General features: G+C 57.7%; 23 protein-coding genes and 2 pseudogenes. 19 read left to right on the forward strand and 6 right to left on the reverse strand.

Annotated features, from left to right (window positions below):
* Positions 1 to 393: 393 nt before the first annotated feature.
* The 4 genes and pseudogenes from QP109_RS06175 to QP109_RS06190 form a co-directional block, all read left to right on the forward strand.
* Positions 394 to 483, forward strand: a pseudogene (locus QP109_RS06175) (HNH endonuclease); the annotation flags it as partial.
* A gap of 315 nt (positions 484 to 798) precedes the next feature.
* Positions 799 to 1,482 (forward strand): hypothetical protein, encoded by a 684-nt coding sequence (locus QP109_RS06180; protein WP_101628310.1) that lies wholly within the window; start codon positions 799 to 801, stop codon positions 1,480 to 1,482.
* A 16-nt stretch (positions 1,483 to 1,498) separates the two neighbouring features.
* Positions 1,499 to 1,861 carry a hypothetical protein gene (locus QP109_RS06185; RefSeq protein ID WP_101628311.1) on the forward strand — a complete coding sequence of 121 codons (363 nt, stop codon included), beginning with the start codon at positions 1,499 to 1,501 and terminating at the stop codon, positions 1,859 to 1,861.
* Positions 1,862 to 1,891: 30 nt separating this feature from the next.
* Positions 1,892 to 2,792, forward strand: a pseudogene (locus tag QP109_RS06190) (terminase TerL endonuclease subunit); the annotation flags it as partial.
* Here QP109_RS06190 and QP109_RS06195 read toward each other — a convergent pair.
* A complete protein-coding gene (locus tag QP109_RS06195; RefSeq protein ID WP_101628312.1) occupies positions 2,762 to 3,481 on the reverse strand; it encodes a DUF1643 domain-containing protein in 720 nt (239 codons plus the stop codon). The pseudogene QP109_RS06190 and the gene QP109_RS06195 sit on opposite strands and share 31 nt — an antisense overlap.
* 38 nt (positions 3,482 to 3,519) lie before the next feature.
* Between QP109_RS06195 and QP109_RS06200 the strand changes: the two genes are divergently transcribed.
* Positions 3,520 to 4,122: a phage portal protein gene (locus QP109_RS06200; protein WP_101628313.1), complete on the forward strand. Its 603-nt coding sequence runs from the start codon at positions 3,520 to 3,522 to the stop codon at positions 4,120 to 4,122.
* A 535-nt stretch (positions 4,123 to 4,657) separates the two neighbouring features.
* Here QP109_RS06200 and QP109_RS06205 read toward each other — a convergent pair.
* The 3 genes from QP109_RS06205 to QP109_RS06215 form a co-directional block, all read right to left on the reverse strand.
* On the reverse strand, positions 4,658 to 5,044 hold the full coding sequence (locus QP109_RS06205; protein ID WP_285024046.1) for a septum formation family protein: 387 nt from the start codon (positions 5,042 to 5,044) through the stop codon (positions 4,658 to 4,660).
* An 80-nt stretch (positions 5,045 to 5,124) separates the two neighbouring features.
* Positions 5,125 to 6,186: an inorganic phosphate transporter gene (locus tag QP109_RS06210; RefSeq protein WP_285024002.1), complete on the reverse strand. Its 1,062-nt coding sequence runs from the start codon at positions 6,184 to 6,186 to the stop codon at positions 5,125 to 5,127.
* 3 nt (positions 6,187 to 6,189) lie between these two features.
* Positions 6,190 to 6,822: a DUF47 domain-containing protein gene (locus QP109_RS06215; RefSeq protein WP_101628316.1), complete on the reverse strand. Its 633-nt coding sequence runs from the start codon at positions 6,820 to 6,822 to the stop codon at positions 6,190 to 6,192.
* Positions 6,823 to 7,062: 240 nt separating this feature from the next.
* Between QP109_RS06215 and QP109_RS06220 the strand changes: the two genes are divergently transcribed.
* The 13 genes from QP109_RS06220 (at position 7,063) to QP109_RS06280 (ending at position 21,614) form a co-directional block, all read left to right on the forward strand.
* Positions 7,063 to 8,898, forward strand: a complete 1,836-nt coding sequence (locus QP109_RS06220; RefSeq protein WP_285024003.1) for a phosphoenolpyruvate carboxykinase (GTP) — start codon at positions 7,063 to 7,065, stop codon at positions 8,896 to 8,898.
* Positions 8,899 to 9,054: 156 nt separating this feature from the next.
* Positions 9,055 to 10,032, forward strand: a complete 978-nt coding sequence (locus QP109_RS06225; protein ID WP_502929283.1) for an AAA family ATPase — start codon at positions 9,055 to 9,057, stop codon at positions 10,030 to 10,032.
* A 50-nt stretch (positions 10,033 to 10,082) separates the two neighbouring features.
* Positions 10,083 to 10,976, forward strand: coding sequence for a DUF58 domain-containing protein (locus QP109_RS06230; RefSeq protein ID WP_285024005.1), 894 nt, complete (start codon positions 10,083 to 10,085; stop codon positions 10,974 to 10,976).
* Complete coding sequence (locus tag QP109_RS06235; protein WP_285024006.1) at positions 10,966 to 11,436, forward strand: hypothetical protein; 471 nt, start codon at positions 10,966 to 10,968, stop codon at positions 11,434 to 11,436. Before QP109_RS06230 ends, QP109_RS06235 begins: the two co-directional genes overlap by 11 nt.
* Entirely contained in the window at positions 11,433 to 12,449 is a 1,017-nt protein-coding gene (locus QP109_RS06240; protein WP_285024007.1) for a vWA domain-containing protein, read from the forward strand. The genes QP109_RS06235 and QP109_RS06240 overlap by 4 nt, the downstream gene beginning before the upstream one ends.
* Position 12,450: 1 nt before the next feature.
* On the forward strand, positions 12,451 to 13,527 hold the full coding sequence (locus QP109_RS06245; RefSeq protein ID WP_285024008.1) for a vWA domain-containing protein: 1,077 nt from the start codon (positions 12,451 to 12,453) through the stop codon (positions 13,525 to 13,527).
* Positions 13,517 to 14,614, forward strand: a complete 1,098-nt coding sequence (locus QP109_RS06250; RefSeq protein ID WP_285024009.1) for a hypothetical protein — start codon at positions 13,517 to 13,519, stop codon at positions 14,612 to 14,614. Before QP109_RS06245 ends, QP109_RS06250 begins: the two co-directional genes overlap by 11 nt.
* Before the next feature lie 123 nt (positions 14,615 to 14,737).
* Entirely contained in the window at positions 14,738 to 16,069 is a 1,332-nt protein-coding gene (gene purD, locus QP109_RS06255) for a phosphoribosylamine--glycine ligase (protein ID WP_285024010.1), read from the forward strand.
* Between the two features lie 25 nt (positions 16,070 to 16,094).
* Positions 16,095 to 17,006 carry a phosphoribosylaminoimidazolesuccinocarboxamide synthase gene (locus QP109_RS06260; RefSeq protein WP_101628325.1) on the forward strand — a complete coding sequence of 304 codons (912 nt, stop codon included), beginning with the start codon at positions 16,095 to 16,097 and terminating at the stop codon, positions 17,004 to 17,006.
* Between the two features lie 74 nt (positions 17,007 to 17,080).
* Positions 17,081 to 17,347 carry a phosphoribosylformylglycinamidine synthase subunit PurS gene (purS, locus tag QP109_RS06265; protein ID WP_006680298.1) on the forward strand — a complete coding sequence of 89 codons (267 nt, stop codon included), beginning with the start codon at positions 17,081 to 17,083 and terminating at the stop codon, positions 17,345 to 17,347.
* Positions 17,344 to 18,051 (forward strand): phosphoribosylformylglycinamidine synthase subunit PurQ, encoded by a 708-nt coding sequence (gene purQ / locus QP109_RS06270; RefSeq protein WP_101628326.1) that lies wholly within the window; start codon positions 17,344 to 17,346, stop codon positions 18,049 to 18,051. Before purS ends, purQ begins: the two co-directional genes overlap by 4 nt.
* Positions 18,052 to 18,154: 103 nt before the next feature.
* Positions 18,155 to 20,527: a phosphoribosylformylglycinamidine synthase subunit PurL gene (gene purL / locus QP109_RS06275; protein WP_285024011.1), complete on the forward strand. Its 2,373-nt coding sequence runs from the start codon at positions 18,155 to 18,157 to the stop codon at positions 20,525 to 20,527.
* A gap of 283 nt (positions 20,528 to 20,810) precedes the next feature.
* Positions 20,811 to 21,614: a CDP-alcohol phosphatidyltransferase family protein gene (locus QP109_RS06280; RefSeq protein ID WP_285024012.1), complete on the forward strand. Its 804-nt coding sequence runs from the start codon at positions 20,811 to 20,813 to the stop codon at positions 21,612 to 21,614.
* A 32-nt stretch (positions 21,615 to 21,646) separates the two neighbouring features.
* On the opposite strand, the gene QP109_RS06285 is transcribed toward QP109_RS06280, so the two are convergent.
* Positions 21,647 to 22,651: a hypothetical protein gene (locus QP109_RS06285; protein ID WP_285024013.1), complete on the reverse strand. Its 1,005-nt coding sequence runs from the start codon at positions 22,649 to 22,651 to the stop codon at positions 21,647 to 21,649.
* A gap of 161 nt (positions 22,652 to 22,812) precedes the next feature.
* Here QP109_RS06285 and QP109_RS06290 point away from each other — a divergent pair, with 161 nt between their 5' ends.
* Positions 22,813 to 23,196 (forward strand): sterol carrier family protein, encoded by a 384-nt coding sequence (locus tag QP109_RS06290; RefSeq protein WP_285024014.1) that lies wholly within the window; start codon positions 22,813 to 22,815, stop codon positions 23,194 to 23,196.
* Between the two features lie 100 nt (positions 23,197 to 23,296).
* On the opposite strand, the gene QP109_RS06295 is transcribed toward QP109_RS06290, so the two are convergent.
* Positions 23,297 to 23,554 (reverse strand): DUF4235 domain-containing protein, encoded by a 258-nt coding sequence (locus QP109_RS06295; RefSeq protein WP_101628330.1) that lies wholly within the window; start codon positions 23,552 to 23,554, stop codon positions 23,297 to 23,299.
* Positions 23,555 to 23,631: the final 77 nt, after the last annotated feature.

The raw sequence follows: 23,631 nt of genomic DNA on the forward strand, positions 1-23,631 counted from the left end.
GTGCGACGGTTTTGCGTGTTTAAGCCCGGTTGCGTCGCGTGGGGTGTAGTTGGTGCGGTCGTGGGGTTGGTTTTTGTTCCCCCGACTGCACCTGGTGCGACGGTTTTGCGTGTTTAAGCCCGGATGCGTCGCGTGGGGTGCAGGTAGTGACGCTCACCAACTGGCTTCGCTTCCTTATCGACGAGGCCGCTTCCTCCGCAATCCGATAATCGCATCTGATGGCGGAGTGAACAGCTAATGATCGGGTTAATACCCTAAATGTGTGTACGGGCTCGGCGTGTCGTGGCTGGTTTATCGTCCTGCCCAGCCTTTGCGGATGTGTAGAGAGCCGTCTTGGTAGGCCGGGTTGTAGTCGATAGCGGTGGTGTCGCCGATCAGACCGATTGGGTCGTTGGTGGTAGCCACGACTTTTCTAACCTGCGCAGCCTGTGTAAACCCTGCCACTCCAGGCAGAGCGCATTAGACGGTGACAGATGGAGGTAAGCGCCAAGGGGCTACAGTTATTAGTTCGGCGATCTTTTCGTGCTCGAATGGAGAGCTACCTCACCAGTGTTTGTTAACATTGGAAGTAGTCAGATACCTGAGACCTCCACCTGAGGAGTGTCATTATGAGAGCTTCACTTACTAAGAGTCTTGGCATTGCGGTAGTTGTAGCTAGTAGCCTTGTATTAAGTCTGCCGGGGTCGTCAGTAGCTCAAGCCTCACCAAAAAAACGACTCTTCTCCCGCCTCGACGTGTGTAACGCCTTTAGGCTCTTCGCAGTCCCAATCACACGGAGAGTACGCTGAAATCCTCAATGTGAAGCTTGAAGAGAATCGTGTCGTTACCGCATCAAACGATCAACCGCTGTCTGTTCCCCAGAAGGTCGAGGTCATTAACGGAGTGGCAGAGCATTCTTTCCCCTCAGACTTCGGATATTCATACGCGACAACAAATGACGGCGAATCACTTTTCATATCAAATGCCGCGCATGAGCTCGTTGGTCTCATTGATTCCGTATCCGCAGTTGACACGGATGGTGCGACTTGGGCTGCAACAATGAGTGTCTCCAATAACGTAGTTACCTTCTCTAGCGAGGAAAGCGGGATTCGTTATTACCGAATCGAGTACGTGGGTGCTACTGCGGCAGATGCAGACGAAAACGACTTCGGGTATCGAGCATCCCTCATCGGAGTTCCGCGAAACTATGTTTACAATCCCGAGCTTGGCTCTCTGCACGATTACTGCACTAAATCGTCCGATGAATTCCCTAATCCTTTTGGCAAGAACGCGGATTTTAGAGGGCCATGTGCACTCCATGACATGTGCTACGAGCGTAAAGGTTGCGCCTCAAGATCATGTGATGCGTCGTTGAAGAGTAATTTGAAGAACAATTGTCGCGCAACGTACTCGAATGGCCCCACTCTCGCATCATGTTTAGCAACCGCTGAAGTGTATTGGGGTGTCGTCCGCGGTGCTCATATGTTCAGTTCGTGCGAATAGCGAGTACGGGTGCGTAATGAGGTATATTCCACTCGCTACAACTGCGACAGGGATCCTGGGTGGTGTCCTGCTGTCGTGGTTTGCGTTGAGCGTTGATGCACCTTTGAATGCGGTCGACTACCTGGCGGTCTTGCCGCTAGCGTTCTATCTTTTGCTCGCTGTTGTTGGTATCGCGTGTGCTTTTAAAGTGTCAGGTGTGCGTGTCGAGAGTTTCCTCTACTCGATTTTTATGACACTTAACCTCGCCGGCATCGGCTCGTTCTACATCTTTACTGACCCCACAACGATTAACGTTTTTGGATTCCTAGCTATTGTGGTTGGACTTCTTGGCGCGCTAGTGCCTGCAGTGTTCATATTCTGTAGCACTGAGACAAACTAAGCTACAGGCTTTTAGGATACGGAGTTGACGACGTTCTACCCGGTGATCTACGGAGCCGACCCCGAGGATGACTGGCTAGACGATGCGGTGTGGCGCAAAGCCAACCCAAGCCTGGACATCACCGTCCCGATTGAGAAGGTGCGTGCGGTCGCGCACTCAGCCCGTATCAACCCTGCCGAAGAAAACAGCTTCCGCCAGTTGCGGCTCAACCAGTGGGTCAAGCAATCAATCCGGTGGATGCCGATGCATCTGTGGGACAAAGGCAGTACTCCCATCGACCTCGCCTTGCTTGAGGGCAGGGTGTGTTACGCAGGCCTAGACCTGGCCACTACCACCGACATCACCGCCCTCGTACTCGTCTTCCCACCCCGAAACGAGGCCGAGCCCTATGTGGTGGTGCCGTATTTCTGGATCCTCGAAGACAATATCGAGCTGCGGGTGAACCTGGACCACGTCCCGTATGACCAGTGGGAGCGCGAAGGCTTGCTGAACACCACCGACGGCAACGTCGTCCACTATGGCGCCATCGAGGCATTCATTGAAGAACTCGGCACCCGCTACGACATCAGAGAGATCGCCTACGAGCGGTGGGGCGCGGTGCAGATGAGCCAAAACCTCCAGGACTCCGGCTTCACCGTCGTCTCCTTCGGCCGGGGCTTCACGGACATGAGCCTAGCAAGCAAGGAGTTCATGAAACTCGCCCTCGAAGGCCGCCTGCACCACGGGGGGCAACAAAGTGCTCGCCTGGATGGTGGACAACATCCACATCCGCACCACCCCTGCCGGGAACATCAAACCCGACAAGCAGAAATCAACCGAGAAGATCGACGCCGTCGTGGCCACCATCATGGCCCTGGACCGGGCCATCAGATGCGCCGGCCACGACACCACCGCCTCCGTCTACGACGAGCGAGGACTACTCGTCTTGTGATCGTACTTGCGGCGCAGTGCTTGGAGGTTTCCAAGCACTGGACGAAATGCCTCACCCAAAGGACCAACCTGCGGCCACATACGGGGATGATAAGGGACCCTATCGCCCCTACCTACCGCCATGATCCGTGAGTCCGGCTCCTCAATCTTCTCGAGCACGGGCAGGAGCTTGCAGAATCCGCGCCAGCGCCAGTCGGAGGCATTCAAGTCCACTCCGAACGCCGGGATGACGATGTAGTCCTGCGATTCTGCCAGCATCTTGCGCAGGATTTCGACGTTTATATCCAGGATCTCGTCGTGGTATTCCTGCAGCATCGTCCATTTTTGCTCTGCGCGGTCCGGCTGCTTGTCAACGATCGGCACGAGGTTGACAAAACTCAATCTGGTCGGAGTGCCGAAGGATTTGGGGTATTCATGATTGATTCGGCAGTTCACTAAGTACGCGCAAGTTTTATCGCCGCATTCGGACTTTCCTGCGAAAACACGAGCCTCGGCTGGGTTCATGCCGATGAAGATCAGATGGGTCCCATACTGCTGATTATCTGCGGCGCTCGAAGGAAATGTCCGGGTCAGAAACCAGCGGAATTCAACTTTAGGAAACTCCTTTACGGGGGAATGGCGAAGGCAGCTCTCACCCAACTCGAAGGCTTGCCATATTTGGTCGATTCGAGGAAGGCCTGATTCAGTCATGACTGGTCACTCCAAGAGGTAATGATCGGGAGGGGAAAATGAGCCTAACATCCTGGCTGCGCGGCATTGGCGCCCGCCACACTGCCAACCACCGGCTGTCGAATCAATACTCGTTCCTGTTCGGTCCGACATCAAGTGGTCGTGCGGTGACGGAGCAGTCGGCGATGCAGATGACGGCCGTCTACTCGTGCGTGCGGATCCTGGCCGAGGCGGTCGCCGGCCTGCCGTTGCACGTGTACCGCCAGGATGCGTGCGGGTCGAAGGTCAAGGCAGTGGATCACCCGCTGTACCGGTTGCTGCATGATGAGCCGAACCCGGAGATGACCTCCTTCGTATTCTGCGAGACCCTCATGACCCACCTTTTGCTGTGGGATAACGCGTATGCACAGGTGATCCGCAACGGCCTGGGCGAGGTCATCGGCCTGTATCCGCTCATGCCGAATCGAATGAGCGTGGGCCGCGACAGCGCGGGCAGACTCTATTGCGAGTATCAGCGCACCTCCGACGAACCACCCTCCGCCCGATACGAGCGGGTGGTGCTCTCGCCGGCGGAGGTGCTGCACATTCCAGGCCTCGGGTTTGACGGGCTGGTCGGGTATTCGCCGATTGCGATGGCGAAGAACGCGATCGGCATGAAGTAGGAACAAAACCCAGGACGTTTCACTTGGAAATGTTCGATGGGTTTGCCGGTTAGCTGGGAGTAGGTGGTTTTGAGCGCGGTGGCCTTGGCGTTTTTAGCTGTTATCTGCGCGTCAATGGCGTGTTTTTCTGCGAGTGTTTTCTGGTATTTCGTGAGGCGTCTTGGGTGTAGGTGGTGGCGCGTGTCGGCGGGTTTTGTGCACCGGCTGCACCTGGTGCGACGGTTTTGCGTGTTTAAGCCTGGATGTGTCGCGTGGGGTGTAGTTGGTGCGGTCGTGGGGTTGGTTTTTGTGCACCAGCTGCACTTGGTGCGACAGTTTTGCGTGTTTAAGCCCGGATGTGTCGCGTGGGGTGTAGGTAGTGACGCTCACCAACTGGCTTCGCTTCCTCATCGACGAGGCCGCCTCCTCCGCAATCCGATTAATCGCATCTGATGGCGGAGTGAACCGCTAATGATCCGGTAAAAATACAAGGGTGGGGGCGTCTCTACGAGACGCCCCCACCCCGTATGCAGCTTCAAAGCCGAAGAAGCGAGCCCTACAAGTTCGAATCCTTCACAGACTGCGTGAGCTTCTGATCGCCCTGGGCATACACAACGCACGCAATATGACGATCTCCGTCCTTCCACGACTGTTCAGTCGGAACAAGCCACGACACATCCAACGATGACGTCACATAGTCTGACCCAACATAGTCGGTAAAAGAGGAAACGCACGCCTCTTCAGCCTGTGAGTTCAGTTCAGAATCGCCAGGGAACGCATCGTCAGCACCGTTTGGGCTTGTCTTAACAATGGCTGAAACCTCGCCCCGATGTTCCTCGGAACAGGACGTGTGATCGATCGTCACCGCCGTCTTAGTGTTCGGCAGCTGAATACAATCGCCGACCTTTAAATCAAGGACAGACGAACTCGAACACCCTGCCATTAGCGCAACGGCTGAAATAGCGAACGCGCCCGAGCCGGTGGCGCGGGCCGTTCGGCCTCGTAAATTGGTGAACACTATCGTCACATTCCAACAAGCGCGTGAACGATGAAGTACACGATCGCCGCAACCGCAGCAGCAGCTGGAAGGGTCAAGAACCAACCGACCACGATGTTGCCAGCAACACCCCAGCGGACAGCCGAGAAACGCTTCGTCGCACCCACGCCAAGGATTGCCGACGTAATCGTGTGCGTCGTAGAGATCGGAGCGTGAAGAACGAATGCGGACAGGTACAGAACGATGGCGGACACACCCTCGGCGACGAAGCCACGAGCCGGATCCAGATCGATGATCTTACGGCCGAGCGTACGCATAATGCGCCAGCCACCGGCATACGTGCCCATCGAAATCGCACCTGCGGCAGCAAGCTTGACCCACAGCGGAATCGTGATGTCACCCGTCACCGGGTCAATCACGTTGTGCGTCTCGCCGTAGCCGCCGGCGATCAGCGCCATCACAATGACGCCCATCGTTTTCTGAGCGTCCTGCAGGCCGTGGCCAAGGGCCATTGCTGCAGCTGACAGAGTCTGAAGAATACGGAAGCGACGCATCGTGCGGTGATAGGGCAGATTTTGCAACAGTCTCATCAGGCCCTTCATGAGGAAGAAGCCCAGAAGGAAGCCGATCACCGGGGACGCGAACATCGGGATGATGACGTGCTGAAGAATTCCAATCCACTTCACCTGGGTCGCTGAAGCAAGGCCAGCGCCCACCAAACCACCAATCAAGGCGTGTGATGAGGACGATGGAAGCCCAAACCACCATGTGATCAGATTCCACACAACCGCACCGACCAGAGCGCCCAGCACAATCGCCAAGCCCTCTCTCTGTTGAAGAACGTCGGACGAATTCGTGTAGTGCGAGATATCGATGATGCCCTCACCGATAGTTTTTGCGACCTCCGTGCCCAAAAGTGCGCCAATAATGTTCATGACAGCAGCCATGAGGAGAGCGGCTCGCGGGGTCAGTGCCCTGGTGGACACGGAAGTTGCGATTGCATTCGCTGCATCGTGGAAGCCGTTGGTGTAGTCAAAACCAAGAGCAATGATCACGACCAGCGAGACCAGGACCAGATTAAGATCCACGGGTCAGGACTCCTTCACCGCAATCGTTTCAACGCAGTTTGCGAGGTCTTCGAATGCGTCGGATGCCTCTTCTAGGACCTCAACAAGGTCCTTCAGCTTGATGATCGTCACCGGATCAAGGCCGGAATCGAAGATCGAAGTGAGAGCACGACGGTAGGTCGTGTCACCTTCGTTCTCAAGGCGGTTCAGCTCAACCCAGAAGTCGCGCATGTCCAGTGGGGACTTGAGGCCGGGGATCTGCTCTGCCGTCAGCGCTGCGCAGCGAGTCAAGATATCGACCTGCTCGTGTAGAAGCGAGTGTATGTAGTCCGGTAGGTCGTTCAGACCGTACATGACGTAGAGGTCGCCGGCCTCGTCGATCAGGTCCATGCAGTCGTCGAGGCACGAGGCCAAGGCGCCAAGGTCTTCACGATCGAAGGGGGTGATGAAAGTCTGGTTGATGAGGTTCAAAATGTGGTGATTAATCTCATCGCCGGAGTGTTCGACCTCGTGCAGTTGATCGCGCATTGCGACCTGTTCCTGCGGTGAGGAGTCAAGGATTGACGAAAGAATCGTCGTGCCGGAAACAAGGTTCGCGGCCTGCTGTGAATACAGGTCGAAGAAGGACGGGCCGTCAGCGGCCTTGCGAAGTCCCACGATTTTTCCTCCTGAGGATTGGGGATGCGTTCCAAAACGCACTTACAGATTAAGGCACTCGAGGCGTTCAGATGAATGAAGGAAGACGAATGGATACCGACGCGCCACGTTTGTGAAGTGTTGCACACATGCTCACGGGACTTATCGCCCGCGCATTTTCCTCCACTATCTGGGATTATGGAACACGTAGAACAGGGGCGCACCCGTCGCCCCGGAATACCGAAAGCCGCAGGAGGCAAAATGTCCGTGACTGAACAGGATGTGCGAGCAGCAGCTCCGTCCAACGCTCCAGAAGACGTTCTCGCATGGGTTGCTAAGATCGCCGCGCTGACGACGCCTGACGCCATCGAGTTCGCCGATGGTTCGCAGGAAGAGTGGGATCGCCTGACCTCTCTCATGGTTGAGACTGGCATGTTCACCAAGCTCAACGAAGAGAAGCGCCCGAACTCCTTCCTTGCTCGCTCCAAGCCCTCTGACGTTGCACGTGTCGAGTCCCGTACGTTCATCTGCTCCGAAAAGGAAGAGGACGCCGGCCCGACCAACCACTGGGCAGACCCGACCGAAATGAAGGCCATCCTCAAGGAGAAGTTCACCGGCTCCATGAAGGGCCGCACGATGTACGTGATCCCCTTCTCCATGGGCCCGCTGGGCGGTCCGATCTCGCAGCTCGGCATCGAGATCACCGACTCCCCCTACGTTGTCTGCAACATGCGCATCATGACCCGCATGGGCACGGCTGCAATGGACCTCATCGCTGAAGGTGCAACCTGGGTTCCCGCCGTTCACTCCGTGGGCGTTCCGCTCGAAGAGGGCCAGGCTGATGACAACTGGCCGTGCAATGACGAAAAGTACATCACCCACTTCCCCGAGACCAACGAAATCTGGTCCTTCGGCTCCGGCTATGGTGGCAACGCCTTGCTCGGCAAGAAGTGCTTTGCTCTCCGTATCGCTTCGACCATGGCTCGCCGCGATGGCTGGATGGCAGAACACATGCTCATCCTGCGCCTGACCCGCACCGAGACCGGCCAGCAGTTCCACGTCACAGCTGCGTTCCCATCAGCATGTGGCAAGACCAACCTCGCTATGCTCCAGCCGACCATCCCGGGTTACACCGTTGAGACCGTCGGTGACGACATCGCGTGGATGCGCCCGGGTCCGGATGGTCGCCTGTACGCAATCAACCCGGAAGCCGGCTTCTTCGGCGTTGCACCGGGCACCTCGTACGACACCAACCCGATGGCTATGGACACCATGCGCGCCAACTCCATCTTCACCAACGTCGCACTGACCGACGATGGCGATGTGTGGTGGGAAGGCATCGACGGCGAGGTCCCGGCACACCTGATCGACTGGCACGGCAACGACTGGACCCCCGAGTCCGGCGAGAAGGCTGCTCACCCGAACAGCCGCTTCACCGTCCCGGCATCGCAGTGCCCGATCATCTGCTCCGACTGGGAAGCACCTCAGGGTGTTGCCATTGATGCCATCCTCTTCGGTGGCCGTCGCGCCACCAACGTCCCGCTCGTTGCAGAACAGTACGAAGCAGCACACGGCGTCTTCATCGGCGCATCCGTTGCTTCCGAGGTCACCGCAGCAGCAACCGACGTCAAGGCCGGCTCGCTCCGTCACGACCCGTTCGCAATGCTCCCCTTCTGTGGCTACCACATGGCTGACTACTGGGGTCACTGGCTCGAGATGCAGGCAGAGCTTGGCGACAAGTTCCCGAAGGTCTACCAGGTGAACTGGTTCCGCAAGGACGAGAACGGCAAGTTCATGTGGCCGGGCTACGGTGACAATTCGCGCGTCCTCGACTGGATCGTCCGTCGTGCCGCTGGCGAGGTTGAGGCAATCGACGGTGTCACCGGTCGTTACCCGAAGTTCGAGGACTTCAACCTTGATGGTCTCGACATTGACGAGTCCGTGTGGGCCAAGCTCTTCGCGATCGATCTCGACGCATGGGCCGCTGAGATGGACGACACCGAGGAATACTTCAAGCAGTTCGGCGACAAGCTCCCCAAGGAGATCACCGAGCAACTCGCGAAGTTCCGTGAGCGTATCGCAGCAGCCCGCGCCTGATTTCAGGTAGCGCTCTAGCACACGCGATCTATACCGGTGGTCGGACCCGATGGGTCCGGCCACCGGGCTTTTATATGCAAACCGTGTTCTCGGTGGCCTGCGATAAAATTTCGGCAATACACACAATTGAGGGGGAGGCCACTGGTGGCACCAACTATTTCCGCTGAAGAGATTGAAAAGGCCGGGGAGCTTTTAGGGCGAGTCTCCGACATCTTCTCTTCGAAAGTTGTCGGCCAGCACGACCTCAAGCGTGCACTGATGGTGGGACTGCTGACTCGTGGTCACATCCTGATTGAGTCCGTACCCGGCCTAGCGAAAACGACTGCCGCCCAAACGCTTGCTTCTGCTGTCTCCGGTTCGTTCCGCCGAATCCAGTGCACACCGGACCTGATGCCTAACGACATCGTCGGTATGCAGATCTGGAACCAGGCAACCGCAGAAATGACCACTCAGCTTGGTCCTGTCCACGCAAACTTCGTGTTGATGGACGAAATCAACCGTTCCAGCGCGAAAACCCAGTCCGCGATGCTTGAAGCAATGGCGGAATATCAGACAACGATTGGTGGCGTGAACTATCCGCTTCCTCAGCCGTTCATGGTGATGGCCACCCAGAACCCGATCGAGGAAGAAGGCACGTACGTTCTTCCCGAGGCTCAGATGGACCGCTTCCTTTTGAAGCAGGTCATTACATACCCCCAGCCACGCGAAGAATTTGAGATCCTGACCCGCATTGAGTCTGGTCAGATGGCGAAACCCGCCACGGGTGACCCGATTTCGATTGAGGAGCTGGTGGGATTGCAAGACACCGTTCAGAAGGTGTTCATTCATGACACGTTGAAGGGCTACATCGTAGACCTGATGAACACGACCCGCGGTTCCGGGCCCGTTCCGTTGCCAGCGTGGGCAAATCATGTGCGTGTGGGTGCGTCTCCGCGTGGTGGTATTGCGCTGATGCGTGCCGCTCAGGCTATTGCGCTCCTTGAAGGTCGTCATTTTGTTGTTCCCGACGATGTGAAGGTCATGCGTTATGCGGTGCTCCGCCACCGCATTATCCGCACGTTCGATGCGTTGGCTGACAATGTGTCGGTTGAAGGCCTGATTGATGCTGTCTTCAACGCTGTCCCCGTTCCGTGAGCCCCGCTTCACATTATTTCGGTCGAATTCTAGGAAGCTGATACGCCGTCATGCCCGTTCGTAGTCGCGAGATCCACGCGTTGTCGTCGCGTGCGCGCTTGCCGATCATGCGCAAACTGCTGTCCATCATGGATGGGCAGCATTCCGGCGTGCGTCCGGGCCGCGGCTGGGATTTCCTTGATCTTGCCGAATATCATGCGGGCGATGACGTCCAGGATATTGATTGGGCTGCGACCGCTCGTACAGGGCAGGCGATTATTCGTCGCTATGAGTCGACGGCTAACCTGCAGGTTGTCATGCTGGTCGATACGGGACGTTCGATGGGGGCGCTTGCTCCATCAGGTGAGCCGAAGATTGATGTTGCCACCAGGGCCTGTGAGGCGATCGCATGGTTGGCGGTAGCGCGTGGCGATCAGTTGGGTGCGATTTCAGGGGATAGTGAGAAGATCACTATTTCCCCGGCGCGTTCAGGTAATGCCTATGCGGAGATGCTTCTGCGACGGATCAGGGCGACGATCACGCTTGAAACACCCGCGTCGAATGTGACGGCGCTTCTTGAGCGAGCGCTTGTTGCGATTCGTCGTAGGTCCCTGATTGTTCTGGCAACGGATTCGGTCCAGCCGGAGCCAGGCTCGCAGGCGGATGCAGTTTTAGCGAAGCTGACGCGCAAACATGCGGTGATCGTGGTGTCTGTAGATGATATGAATCCGACGGACTTGCCGAAGGGGACTCGCATTATCGATGTCGATCAGGGGCCGTTGCCGGATTTCCTGTTGGGTGACAAGCAGTTGGCCGACCAGGCGAAGTTGATCGTGTCGGCTAGGCGTCAAGAGGTCGCATCCCTACTGGATCATCGCGGTGTGATCCGAGTGTCGGTTTCGGGCTCGAAGGACGTGCCACGTGCTCTGATGAGCGCCCTCGAAAGGGGGACTCGTGTCAGGTAACATTCTGGACGGTGTTCGCGAGCCGGTCGTGTATCCCGAGTGGATGTGGGTTGCCGGTCTCATTCTGTTCCTCATCATCGTCGCGTGGATTGTGGTGTGCCTAGTCCGCTGGTGGAAGTCGGATGCGAATCGTCCGCGGGGCCTGCGTGATCTGAGCGCCGAGCAACGTCGCGCATATCGTGACAATCTTGTGCAGATTGAAGCGAATTTCTCCGCCGGAGAATGGAACGAATCCGAGGTTCACTTGGCGGTTGCGGGCTTGATGCGCGCGCTGGGGACCGAGCGGACGGGTCGCAATCTTGAGTCCGCGACGGTCGCTGAGATTCGCGCGCTTGTACCGATGTGGCCGGCGTACGTGCATCTGATGGAGCGTTGCGTCGAACCCTCGTTCTCCGGCCAACCGACGCGCGAGTGGGTGTCGACGCTTCTTGAGTCAGCGTTGAAGGTGATCGATCAGTGAGGTTCGCCTTTTTCGTTATTCTCGTTATCGGAGCCGCCCTGGTCGCGTTGGTCGTTGGGTGGAGGCGCGCGGCCTCATCCTCTATCGCGAATGATTCACGAGGCTGGGTGGCGCATTCCGGCTATATCTCTACGTTGCCCGGCTTTAAACGCCTGGTCAGGCGTAGTCGCATCATGCTTGCGGGCGCGATTGTCTTTTTGAGCTTGGGCGTTGTCGGCGTGGCATTCAGTGCCGGGGCACCCATCGATCGCGTGATCCAGGATGAGAAGACGGCGTCACGTGACATTGTTTTGTGCCTGGATACGTCCGGGTCGATGATCCCCTACGATGGGAATATCGGCGATGCTTTTTCGCGGATTGTTCAGCATTTTGCGGGCGAAAGAATCAGCTTGAACCTGTGGAATTCTCGCACTTTGGTGAAGTTCCCGCTGACGAATGACTACGACCTTGCGGTGTCTGAGCTCGACGAGATGAGCCGGATCATGAAGGAAGGCTACCTGGGTGAAAGCGCCGACGGCGTGTATGCCACGCAGGAGCTGATTGACTACACGTCAGCGACCGTTGACGAAGAAGAAGCCGCGTCGCTTGCGGGTGACGGCTTGGCGTCGTGTGTGCTGAGTTTTGACCACTCCGGCGAAGACCGTTCACGTCTGATTCTTTTTGCCACGGATAACGAGATCAACGGTCCGCAGATTTACACGCTTGCTCAGGCGTTTGATTTTGCTCATCAGCAGAACGTTCAGGTGACCACCCTGTATCCCGGCGATGGTGACCTGCTGACTACCGAGGGCGAAGAACTGAAAGAGCTGACCGAAGACAACGGCGGTGTCTTCTATGACGCCTCCGACGCTGCGAGCGTCCAAGGGATTATCCAAGAAATCGAATCTCTGCAGCGCATCGAATTGTCCGAGCACGCGAAGGTTCTTGAGATCGATAAGCCGGCTGGCGTCCTCAGCCTTGCCGCTGTTGGCATTATCGGGTTCCTTGGTCTGCTTGCAATCGGGAGGCTCTGACATGTTCTTCCGTCCCGTGTTTTCTTTGACAGCTTTCATTCTTGTGGCGATTGTTGGATTCTCGCTGGTCCTGCTTGGGTTGAAGCGAGGCACGCGCACATCGAAACGTGAAGCCGCCAGACGTGCCATGATCGTTGCTCTGTTGGTTTTTATGATGGCGGGCCCCTCCATTCCTGGCAAGGCAAGTGACGTTGGTTCGGCGGCCGAAGCGTGGATTGTCATCGACCGGACAGGATCAATGGCGGGTGAAGACTGGGATGGCGATCGGCCTCGAATCGAGGGTGCCAAACAGGACGTTCAGACCATCCTTGATGCAATGCCGGGTGCTCGCATCACGATCATGGTCTGGGATTCGAATGTCAGCACGGTTCTCCCTCTGACGACGGATCGGGATGCTGCCGACAGCTATCTGACGAACCTGCGTCAGGAGCTTTCTGACTCGTCCCACGGGTCGACGCCGAATCGTCCGGCTTCAGCTCTTTTCAGTGCGCTGCATGACGCTGAGGAACAAGATCCGGATGCAATCCGTGGGCTTTTCGTCTTCTCTGACGGGGAAAGCTCGAACGAAGACGTTTGGAGTCCCATCGACGACATGAGTACGTCTTCGTGGGGGTTGATGAGCCGATACGTCGACGGTGGTGCGATCATCGGGTACGGCACGAAAGAGGGCGGGCCGATGAAGGTGCGTCGCCTGACTGGTGACGCGCAGAAGCGGGGATACACCGAAGACTCTCAGTCGGGCGATCAAGCAAGTGAAGTGGTCGAAGACGAGTACATTCGCGATGGTTCCGAGCCGGATTCTCCGATCGCGATTACGCGCATTGACGAGGACGCCTTGAAAGACATTGCCGAGCAAACGGGGCTGACGTACATCCACTCGCCGGCAACTGCCGAGATCAAACAGGTTGCGTCGACTCTGGATGAAAACTCGCAGGTAGTGGCCACTCAGCGAGCCCAAGTGAAGGCGGCACGCTACCTGATTTGGCCGTTTGCCCTGTTCTTGGGTGGAATGCTCGCGTGGGAAACCGCGATCGTTGCAGGTAAAGCCCGAAACATGAGGAGGGCTCGTGCCATCTAAAAAGAACACCCGTAAAGCGAATAAGTATGAGGTCGCGCTTCCCTTTGGTGGGCGTACTGCCGGTGATCCTGAACGCCAGCCTGTTCCGGCAAAGCGGGAGCGAACAAAGGAAGACCTGCGCAGACTCCTTTGGTCTACTCCCCTCATTGTCGTTGCTAGCCTGATTGCGTTGTTCCTTGTGGGACTTCCCGTCTGGTCTCATCACACGCGAGGCCAGTGGCAGGCGGGCGAGTACACCCAAGCAACGGGCGAGTATTCAACGCAACGTACGTTGACGACCTACGGGCCAGAGTCATGGGTGGCGCATTACAACGTGGGCACGTCTCTTCTGAAAGACGGCAAAGCAGGCAAGGCGCTCAACGAATTGCAGATTGCTCTTGAAGGCGTCCCGAAGGCTACACAGGACGAAGAGGGGCACATTCAAGTCTTCTCTTACGAGTGTCAGGTGCGTATTAACACTGCTCTTGCGTTCGAGGTATTGGGCGATCAGGCGATGGAATCAGGCAACGGCGATGAAGCGGATCAGAATTACCAGCAGGCGGATGAAACGCTTGTCGCGTGCACGCTTGATTCCCGGCCACAAGACCCGTCGGACCCCCAGGATCAGTCCTCCGGTGGCCAAGGCGGTCAGGGCGGCGATCAAGGTCAGTCTGGCGATTCCGAGCAATCGAGTTCGTCGCAGTCCGGTTTGTCTTCGGACAACGAGGCCGACCGGCAGGGCGAAGACTCTGAGCCTGACCAGGGGTCGAGTGACGGATCTGCTAATCAGGAAGAATCTTCCCAATCTGAGCAGGCAAGTAAGGCTCGCGAGCGCTTGAAGAATAAGCGTCAGCACGCACAAGGTAAGCCAGATAAGTCGAATAATTCGCAGAGGAGCGACTCTTCGGGCCAGAGGTCTTCCGGTGGCGGTCAAGAACAGAGCCAGCAGGGTGATTCGTCGGACCAGGAGGGCGATGAAGAAACGAAGCCAAAGACCGCGGAAGAGCAACGTCGTCGAGAAATTGAACGTCGATTGCGTCGTAGCACTGACGTTGATGAGGATTCGTCTGCGACCACTCGGACCGGCGATTCGAATGGCGCATGGTAGGTCGGATCCGGCCTCGTCAATCACGAAACTGGGTGGCGCGGAAGGTGAATTCGTGGCACGTCCCATGTCGGACGGAAATGGACGCGTGTCGCGCCAGCTCACAATCATCGATAGGCTAAAGCCATGAAGGTCCTCTTGGTGGGAAATGGGGGGCGCGAGGTCGCCCTTGCCCGAAACCTGGTACGTACTGCATCTTCATCTGATCCGGTTGAACTGATTGTTCAGGCGGGTAACCCGGGGCTTGAGCCACTGGGGAAATCACTTGTATTTAATCCGCTGAATACGGATGATGTCGCTGTGCGCGCAAAGGCTCTCGGAGTGGACCTGGTTGTTGTTGGACCTGAGGCTCCTCTTGTCGCCGGCGTCGCTGACGCCGTTCGCGCTGAAGGGATACCGGTTTTTGGCCCGTCGAAGGCTGCTGCTCAACTTGAAGCATCCAAGGCATTCGCTAAAGAGATCATGGAAGCAGCTGGTGTTCCGACCGCTCGCGCTTTCACCTGCCGTACTACCGAAGAGGTCGAGACTGCGTTCAGCGAATTTGGCGCTCCCTACGTGGTGAAGGATGATGCGCTTGCCGCTGGTAAGGGTGTTGTGGTGACTGATGATCGCAATGTGGCGCTTGCTCACGCAACCACCTGCCTGAACCGTGAAGATGGCGTTGTCCTGGTTGAGGAATACCTGGATGGCCCCGAGGTTTCTCTGTTCTGTGTCAGCGATGGCACTACTGTTGTTCCGCTGGTTCCCGCTCAGGACTTCAAGCGTGTTGGCGACGGAAACTCCGGTCCGAATACGGGTGGTATGGGTGCGTACACTCCGCTTCCGTGGCTGGATGATTCGGTTGTCGACGAGGTCGTGAAGACTGTTGCTCAGCCGACCGTTGACGAGATGGGTCGTCGCGGAACCCCGTTCGTGGGCCTGCTTTACTGCGGTCTGGCAATGACGTCGAAAGGTATTCGCGTCGTCGAATTCAACGTTCGCTTCGGTGATCCTGAGACGCAGGTTGTTCTTGAACGTCTCGATTCGTCACTTGCTGACCTGCTCTACGCTGCGGCGAGGGGAACGCTTGCTCATTTGCCTGCTCCCACTTGGTCGTCGGATGCGGTGGTCACGGTTGTGATGGCGTCGAGTGGCTACCCGGACACGCCCGATACCGGACATGAAATCACAGGCATTGAGGACGCGGAAGCTGTCGACGGCGTGCATGTTATTCATGCGGGTACTCGTTTTGAGATCACATCTTCGATGGACGAGGTTGCACTGGGGTGTTGCGGGTTCGAACCCGACGAAATGCTGGTGAATTCCGGTGGGCGTGTGCTGGATGTCGTGGGACGCGGTGCAACCGTTGAAGAAGCCAGAGCCAAGGCCTACGAGGGCGTCGATTGGATCAGCTTCGCTGGTGAGCATCACCGTAAAGACATTGCAACCTGGCCGGCCGAGCTAGACGCTAAGAACTGAACTGAATAGAGACGGAGGACGCGTAATGACTGCTATGGAACTTCCAGGATGGAAACATGTGTCCTCCGGCAAGGTGCGTGACATCTACGCGCCCGCCGATCAGGAAACACCTGACCGTCTTCTTCTGGTGACGTCGGACCGCATCAGCGCCTACGACTACATTCTGCCGTCGGAAATCCCCGGCAAGGGCAAGGTGCTGAACCAGCTTGCTCTCTGGTGGATGGAACAGCTACGCGACGTGGTTGAAAACCATGTCATCACTGCTGAAACTGATGCTACAGATCCTTTGAGTGTTCCGGCTCCCCTCGTCGGTCGATCAGTGGTTGCCAAGGCTCTGAATATGATTCCGATCGAGTGCGTCGTTCGCGGATACCTGACGGGTTCCGGCTTGGTCGAATACAAAGAGTCGGGCACCGTCTGCGATATCGCTCTTCCCGAGGGTCTTGTTGAAGCCTCGCGCCTCGAAACTCCGATCTTTACTCCCGCTGCCAAGGCGGAACTGGGCGATCACGACGAGAACATTTCCTTCGGACGCGCAGCTGAAATGGTCGGCGAAGAACTCGCGTCTCGCCTGCGCGACGTTTCTATCGCCCTGTATGACGGTGCTCGCGAAATTGCTGCCGAGCGCGGTGTCATCATCGCCGACACCAAGTTTGAATTCGGGCTGGATCACGCAACAGGCAACCTGGTCCTGGGCGACGAAATCCTGACCCCCGATTCCTCGCGATTCTGGCCCGCCGACCAGTGGCAGCCCGGCCAGATCACCCCGAGCTTCGATAAACAGTACGTTCGCGACTGGCTGACCAGCGCCGAATCCGGATGGGACAAGAAGTCGGGAGAAAACCCGCCCGTCCTGCCGGAATCCGTTGTGACTGCAACTCGCGACCGTTACATCGAAGCGTTTGTTCGCCTGACCGGCGAAGAACCGACACTATAACCATCACCACCAATAAGCGGGTCAAACCCGTCACCCAACACGCGGAAATTCCGCACGCACAATAGGAGGACGCCGTGGGGCGAATCATCGTGGAAGTGATGCCGAAGCCGGAAATCTTGGATCCCCAGGGTAAGGCAGTGGGATCTGCACTTCCGAGGCTTGGAATCACAAGCTTTGCTTCTGTTCGCCAGGGCAAGTGCTTCCACCTGACGGTTGACGGCCCGGTCACCGAGGAACTTCTCGCGGATGCCCGCAAGGCCGCTGAAGAGGTTCTGTCGAATCCGATTATCGAAGATGTTGTCCGCGTCGAGGCGCTGGATGAAGGCGAGGCCACCAAGTGACTCGCATTGGTGTTGTTACCTTCCCGGGCACCTTGGATGACCGGGATGCTGTGCGCGCCGTCCGCCTTGCCGGTGGCGAGCCCGTCGCTCTTTGGCACAAGGATGCCGACCTGCACAGCGTTGACGCGGTCGTCATCCCCGGTGGCTTCTCCTACGGCGACTACCTGCGGTGTGGCGCAATTGCTGCGACTGCTCCCGTGATGGGTGAAATTGTCGAGGCAGCCGGTAAGGGTATGCCCGTTCTTGGCATCTGCAATGGCTTCCAGGTTCTCTGCGAAGCGCACCTGCTTCCCGGCGCTCTGATCCGTAACGATCATCAGAAGTTCTTCTGCCGCGACCAGGAACTGCGCGTCGAAAACGCCGATACCGCGTGGACACGTGCATTCACCGCTGGCGAGCACTTCACCGTTCCGCTGAAGAACGGTGAAGGCAACTTTCAAGCCTCCCCGGCTGAACTGGAGCGCCTCGAAGGTGAAGGCCACATCGTCTTCCGCTACATCGGCCTGAACCCGAACGGTTCCGCGAACGATATTGCTGGCGTGACAAACGCTGCGGGCAATGTCGTTGGTCTGATGCCGCACCCCGAACACGCGACCGAAGCGGGCTTTGGTCCGCTGGCCACGAAGGACGGCGTGCACGTCGGCCACGGTGGTACCGAAGGTCTGAAGATCTTCCAGTCCGCCCTGATGGGCTTGGTGGGGTAATCCGACGTGTGGCCTCGTGAATAGATACGAGGCCGCGCCCGCTGAATTTTTCACGAAACGTTCATAGACGCGAACCGAAACGTGCGTAACGAATGGAGCAGTTATGACCGCGAAGGTCGAAGCAGAGAATCCTCGGGAATTGCCGGATACGACAGAAGATGCGGCCGCAACCCCCACGAAAGATATGCCCTGGAAAGAACTGGGCCTGAAGGAAGACGAATACGCCAAGATCTGCGAGATCCTGGGTCGTCGTCCCACGAACGCTGAGCTGGCGATGTACTCCGTCATGTGGTCAGAGCACTGCAGCTACAAGTCATCGAAGAAGCACCTCGCTGAGCAGTTCGGCGAGCGCACCACCGAAGAAATGAAGCGCCACCTGTTGGTCGGCATGGGGCAGAACGCTGGCGTTGTCGACATCGGTAACGGCTGGGCGGTTACCTTTAAGGTTGAGTCGCACAACCATCCGTCGTTCGTTGAGCCTTACCAGGGTGCTGCAACCGGTGTCGGCGGTATTGTCCGCGACATTATCTCCATGGGCGCGCGCCCGGTCGCCGTCATGGATCAGCTACGCTTCGGCGCGGTTGACCACCCGGATACCCCGCGCGTCGTTCACGGTGTGGTTTCCGGCGTGGGTGGCTACGGCAACTGCCTGGGCCTGCCGAATATCGGTGGTGAAACCGAATTTGACCCGTCCTACCAGGGCAACCCGCTGGTCAACGCACTCTGCGTCGGCACCCTGCGCCACGACGACATTCACCTGGCAAACGCAACCGGTGAAGGCAACCTGGTTGTCCTCTTCGGCGCGCGCACCGGCGGTGACGGCATCGGTGGCGCATCGATTCTGGCGTCCGAAACCTTCGAAGAGGGCATGCCCGCCAAACGCCCCTCCGTGCAGGTCGGTGACCCCTTCATGGAGAAGGTCCTCATCGAATGCTGCCTCGACCTGTTCAAAGCGGACGTCGTTCAAGGTATCCAGGACCTCGGCGCCGCTGGTATTTCTTGCGCCACCTCCGAGCTGGCCTCCAATGGCGATTCTGGTATGCACGTCGACCTTGAGAACGTGCTGTTGCGTGACCCGACCCTGACCGCAGGCGAAATCCTGATGTCCGAGTCGCAGGAACGCATGATGGCGATCGTGACCCCCGAAGACAAGGAACGTTTCTTCGAGATCATCAACAAGTGGGACGTCGAGGCGTCGATCATTGGCACGCTGACCGGTGACGGTCGCCTGACCATCGACCACTTCGGACACCGTATCGTCGACGTTGACCCGAAGACCGTTGCCCATGATGGCCCGGTCTACGACCGTCCCTACGCCCGCCCGGCATGGCAAGACGAACTGCAGGCGAACACGTCCGCATCCCTGAAGCGTCCCGAAACTGGTGGAGAACTGCTCGCGGATATCAACGCGGTGATCTCCAACGTTAACCAAGCCTCTAAGGCTTGGGTCACCGACCAGTATGACCGCTACGTGCAGGGCAACACCGCTCTTGCTCAGCCCGATGATGCCGGCGTTATCCGCGTCGACGAAGAAACCGGTCTCGGCGTTGCCCTGGCCACCGACGCAAACGGCTGGTACACGAAGCTCGATCCTCGTGAAGGTGCGCTACAGGCACTCGCGGAATCCTACCGGAACGTTGCCATCGTTGGCGCCGAACCGGTTGCGATCACCGACTGCCTCAACTTCGGTAACCCCGAAGACACCGACGCCATGTGGCAGCTGGTCACCGCAATGACTGGCCTGGCCGACGGCTGCATCGAATTGGGCGTGCCCGTCACCGGCGGTAACGTGTCACTCTACAACTCGTCCGGTACCGAGAAGAACCTGCCGACCTCGTCGATTAACCCGACGCCGGTTGTGGGTATGCTCGGCATCATGAAGGACGTGACGCGTGCGAACCCGTCCGGCTTCACCGAGGAAGGCCTGGCAGTCATTCTGCTCGGCCAGACTCGAGAGGAACTCGACGGTTCCGCGTGGGCACGTATCTGCCACGATCACCTAGGCGGCCGTCCGCCGAAGGTGGATCTGAAGGCTGAAGTTGCCCTCGGCAACGTGGTCCGCGCCCTGTCCGAGGTCGATGGTCCGGATGGTCGCCCGCTGATCCGCTCGGCGCACGACCTGTCGAACGGCGGCTTGGCACAGGCTCTCGTTGATTCGGTGCTCCGCTTCGGAATCGGCGGTGCCTTCGACCTGACCGGTGCACAGGGTCAGAACGGTCTGAGCGACTTCGACATGCTCTTCTCCGAGTCGCAGGCGCGAGCGATCATCGCCGTTCCTGAAGGTGCACTTGAGGTGGTCTACGCTGCCTGCCAGGCAGAAGGCGTTGACTTCGCTCGCATCGGTACGACCGGCGGCGACATGCTGGTTCTTCACGGCTCTGATCTGCTCGCTGACTCGGGAGAGTCTGTTGGTTGGATCGCCGACCTGGATGACCTTCGCGCTCAGTCAGAAGCTGCCCTGCGAGACCGCTTCTGAAATACGACTGAACTCATACGGCCCGGGGTGGGTGCACAAACCGCACCCACCCCGGGTCTGTGTTGTATTGGTATACCGCTAATGTGGCGTTGTCCGTACTGACACCGACAGTGAGCATCGCGAGGAATGAGCGCGAAAAGAGACGAGAGTCTCGCCTTGCTCATGATTCGTTTTGGGGGTAGCCCTGATTCTTCCCTGAACACCGGCGTGATCGCTACACTTTGTCGACGTGAAGGGTGAAACTAGTTCCAGTTCATCCAAAAACGACTGACCGGAGCATGACGTGACCACTGGTATGACGAATACGGCAGATAATTCCACTCACAATGATTCTTCGTCACCTGCCCCAACCCCCACGACATGCGAATGTGGACCCGCTGGTATTCAACGAGTTATCGCAGCTTGGGCAGTTCATGGTCTGACCATGTCGGGTCTTGTCTTTGCCTGCCTCGCGGCCGTCGCGCTTGTTGAAGGTCAGATCAAACTGATGTGGCTATGGCTGGGCATCGCCATGATCGTCGACGGCGTGGATGGCACGTGTGCGCGTAAAGCCTGCGTACGCCAAGTGATCCCGTGGTTCGACGGGTCGGTTCTGGACAACATCATCGACTACATCACTTGGACGTTCCTGCCGGCAGTATTCATGTACCTTTACCTGCCGTTTGGTCCGAAATGGGTTGCGATGCTGATGGCGATCGTTGCAACCGTGTCCTCGGTATTCTGCTACGCCAACGATGGGGAAAAGTCGAGCGACAACTACTTCGTCGGCTTCCCCGCAGCCTGGAATATCGTTGCCGTGACGATGTACATTATCCAGTCGCCGGCGTGGGCGAACGTCGTGATAACGCTGGTGCTGGCGGTATTGACCTTGGTTCCCCTCTACTTCACACACCCGATGCGAGTAGAGAAGAACCGGACCTCGAACATCATCGTCACAGTCATCTGGATTGTCGTCACCTGTTTCATGGTCGCAGTCTTCCCCAATATCCCGATGTGGGCGAACATCATCTTCTGGATTTCATCCGCCTGGTTCCTCTTCACCGGGTTTGTGCGCACCTATCAGGGGCCCGCCGTTTCTGCGAAGTGACTTCAGCGCAGTGAAATCAGTCGAGAGGCGCTTTAACTCACCGAACGTGCAAGCGTGCGTTTCACGACGCGGTCGCGCCACCAGCGGAATCCTTCTAATGCGATGGCGCCAATAATCATCGCTGCGACGAACACAATCACCGTTGGTGGATAGTGACGCCCGTGCATCCAGAAATACACGTAGGGGGACACGAATGTCACGATAGTGACAATTAACCCCATGACGCGTTTAAAGAACGTGCGACCAGCAACCATCGCCAGAACGCCCCATGTGTAGGGAACAGCGGTGATCATGTCGATCGACCAGAGAACCCACACTTTCCCGTGGAACCCCGGAACAAAAGCGACCGGTAGTGCCCGCAGTGACGAGTAGACGAACACAACCAGGTACGCCAAGAACGTCGGATTGACCATCATTCGAATAGCGAATGAGCGATCACGGAAAGCCACACCAGCCTCCCGCAAGGCACGGATGGCGCTTCTCGTCGCGCGGAGAGAATCCGCGCCCGAAAGAACACGCTGCAGATACCGGCGAGTGACCTCAGACGTCTTCCACTGATTGATCAGAGCAATCGGGTTGATAGCAACCGGCAAAGATCCGTCGTCCAACGGAACGCCCGCAACTCGAACAAGCGTGGGGTCGCCGGCAAAAGAACGGAGCTTCTCTAACAGGTGCGCGGGCAAGATTCCCAGCCACAACGTCTGACGCCGTTCGACAGCTTCACGCAATCGGTGACCGAACGCGTGTCCCCAGGAGTCAAGGGAAAAGAACGAGTCTGTTACCTCGTCGACAAAATCGCCAAGGTCATCGAAGAACTGCGTACGACGTGCGCTGATTTCACCAATCCGATCAGCGCCTGACAGTTCCAGCAGAACGTCGGCATCCCAGCAGTAGCGCGAGGCCTCGGGAATATCGGCGACACTTGCGGGAATGAAGAGTCTATCGACAGCTGAAGGAGTGTACGAGGCGCATGGAGGCACATTGCCTGCTGGCTTTTCAGCGTCGCTCGCGCGCGCAACAGAGCCTGCCTGGTTCATACATCTCCTTAATAAATTGAGGAGCGAAGCTATAGCCCCGCATCATCGATGGGCACTCTATGAGCGACCTTACATGTCTAGCCTGACTGAGAGTAGCGAATAAAGATATAGGGGTCTACCCGCATTCAGCCCCGAAAATGCCGGGCGACTACGATTGCACTATGGCTAACCGGAAGATTCCAACCGATCAGGGCATGAGTGCTCTGCGCACGTGGATACGTGAGCGGGACGAAACGAAACGCCCCATCCTTTTAACGGCGGTGCGTTTCACCCTTGAGGAACTCGCGGTTTTACACCCCGGCCGTTCGGTCGAGGTGCGTGTCCCACCTGCGGGCGCGGTTCAGATTATTACGGGTACAACGCATCGTCGTGGGACGCCACCCGCAGTTGTCGAAACGACTATGCACGTGTGGTTGCAACTGGCCACAGGCATCATTACCTGGGACGAAGCAACAGGCGATGGGCGCGCTCAGGCGACCGGTGAGCGCACTGACCTGACCACGTTCTTCCCCGTTATTCCGGGGTTGAAAGCTGATCGCGACTGAGCGCTGTAACAATCACGGCTGAGCCAAGGGGGCATCAAACCCAGAGCCAAGCCCGAGTGACCACGCCGAGGCGCTCAGACTCAGCGTCTGAAAAGAACTGTCAGTCCTCAATCTGAGAAGCGCGCGGACCGTACCACTTCTTGGCACCTCGCAGAGCATAACGCTGAGCAACCGCCACGATCGCCGCCGACGTAGCGGCGAAGACAATCAGCGACACCATCGCGGCCTCGTCATCGTCTTCACGCGGAATATCGTGTCCCGTGACCAGCTTCCAGCCGAGTTCAGTGACCTTTCCTGCGGCAAGAGCAGAAAGAGCCATCGCTCCGGCGCTTGCAATCTTCCAGCCGAGATCATCCATGGGACACTCCAATTCTGTCGACAACACACCACGTGCGGTACATACCTGCTTCAATCATGCCTCACGACACGTGTGGA

Origin of the sequence: Pauljensenia sp. UMB9872 (assembly GCF_030212665.1) — a bacterium.
Classification (GTDB): Bacteria; Actinomycetota; Actinomycetes; order Actinomycetales; family Actinomycetaceae; genus Pauljensenia; species Pauljensenia turicensis_B.

What these genes read in the sequence shown, in the direction of transcription:
- purL (WP_285024011.1), top strand. Translation starts at nt 18,155, where the DNA reads ATGACCGCGAAGGTCGAAGCAGAGAATCCTCGGGAATTGCCGGATACG.
- QP109_RS06290 (WP_285024014.1), top strand. Translation starts at nt 22,813, where the DNA reads ATGGCTAACCGGAAGATTCCAACCGATCAGGGCATGAGTGCTCTGCGC.
- QP109_RS06230 (WP_285024005.1), top strand. Translation starts at nt 10,083, where the DNA reads ATGCCCGTTCGTAGTCGCGAGATCCACGCGTTGTCGTCGCGTGCGCGC.
- QP109_RS06220 (WP_285024003.1), top strand. Translation starts at nt 7,063, where the DNA reads ATGTCCGTGACTGAACAGGATGTGCGAGCAGCAGCTCCGTCCAACGCT.
- QP109_RS06285 (WP_285024013.1), bottom strand. Translation starts at nt 22,651, where the DNA reads ATGAACCAGGCAGGCTCTGTTGCGCGCGCGAGCGACGCTGAAAAGCCA.
- QP109_RS06205 (WP_285024046.1), bottom strand. Translation starts at nt 5,044, where the DNA reads ATGGCAGGGTGTTCGAGTTCGTCTGTCCTTGATTTAAAGGTCGGCGAT.
- QP109_RS06195 (WP_101628312.1), bottom strand. Translation starts at nt 3,481, where the DNA reads ATGACTGAATCAGGCCTTCCTCGAATCGACCAAATATGGCAAGCCTTC.
- QP109_RS06260 (WP_101628325.1), top strand. Translation starts at nt 16,095, where the DNA reads ATGACTGCTATGGAACTTCCAGGATGGAAACATGTGTCCTCCGGCAAG.
- QP109_RS06295 (WP_101628330.1), bottom strand. Translation starts at nt 23,554, where the DNA reads ATGGATGATCTCGGCTGGAAGATTGCAAGCGCCGGAGCGATGGCTCTT.
- purD (WP_285024010.1), top strand. Translation starts at nt 14,738, where the DNA reads ATGAAGGTCCTCTTGGTGGGAAATGGGGGGCGCGAGGTCGCCCTTGCC.
- QP109_RS06245 (WP_285024008.1), top strand. Translation starts at nt 12,451, where the DNA reads ATGTTCTTCCGTCCCGTGTTTTCTTTGACAGCTTTCATTCTTGTGGCG.
- QP109_RS06200 (WP_101628313.1), top strand. Translation starts at nt 3,520, where the DNA reads ATGAGCCTAACATCCTGGCTGCGCGGCATTGGCGCCCGCCACACTGCC.
- QP109_RS06185 (WP_101628311.1), top strand. Translation starts at nt 1,499, where the DNA reads ATGAGGTATATTCCACTCGCTACAACTGCGACAGGGATCCTGGGTGGT.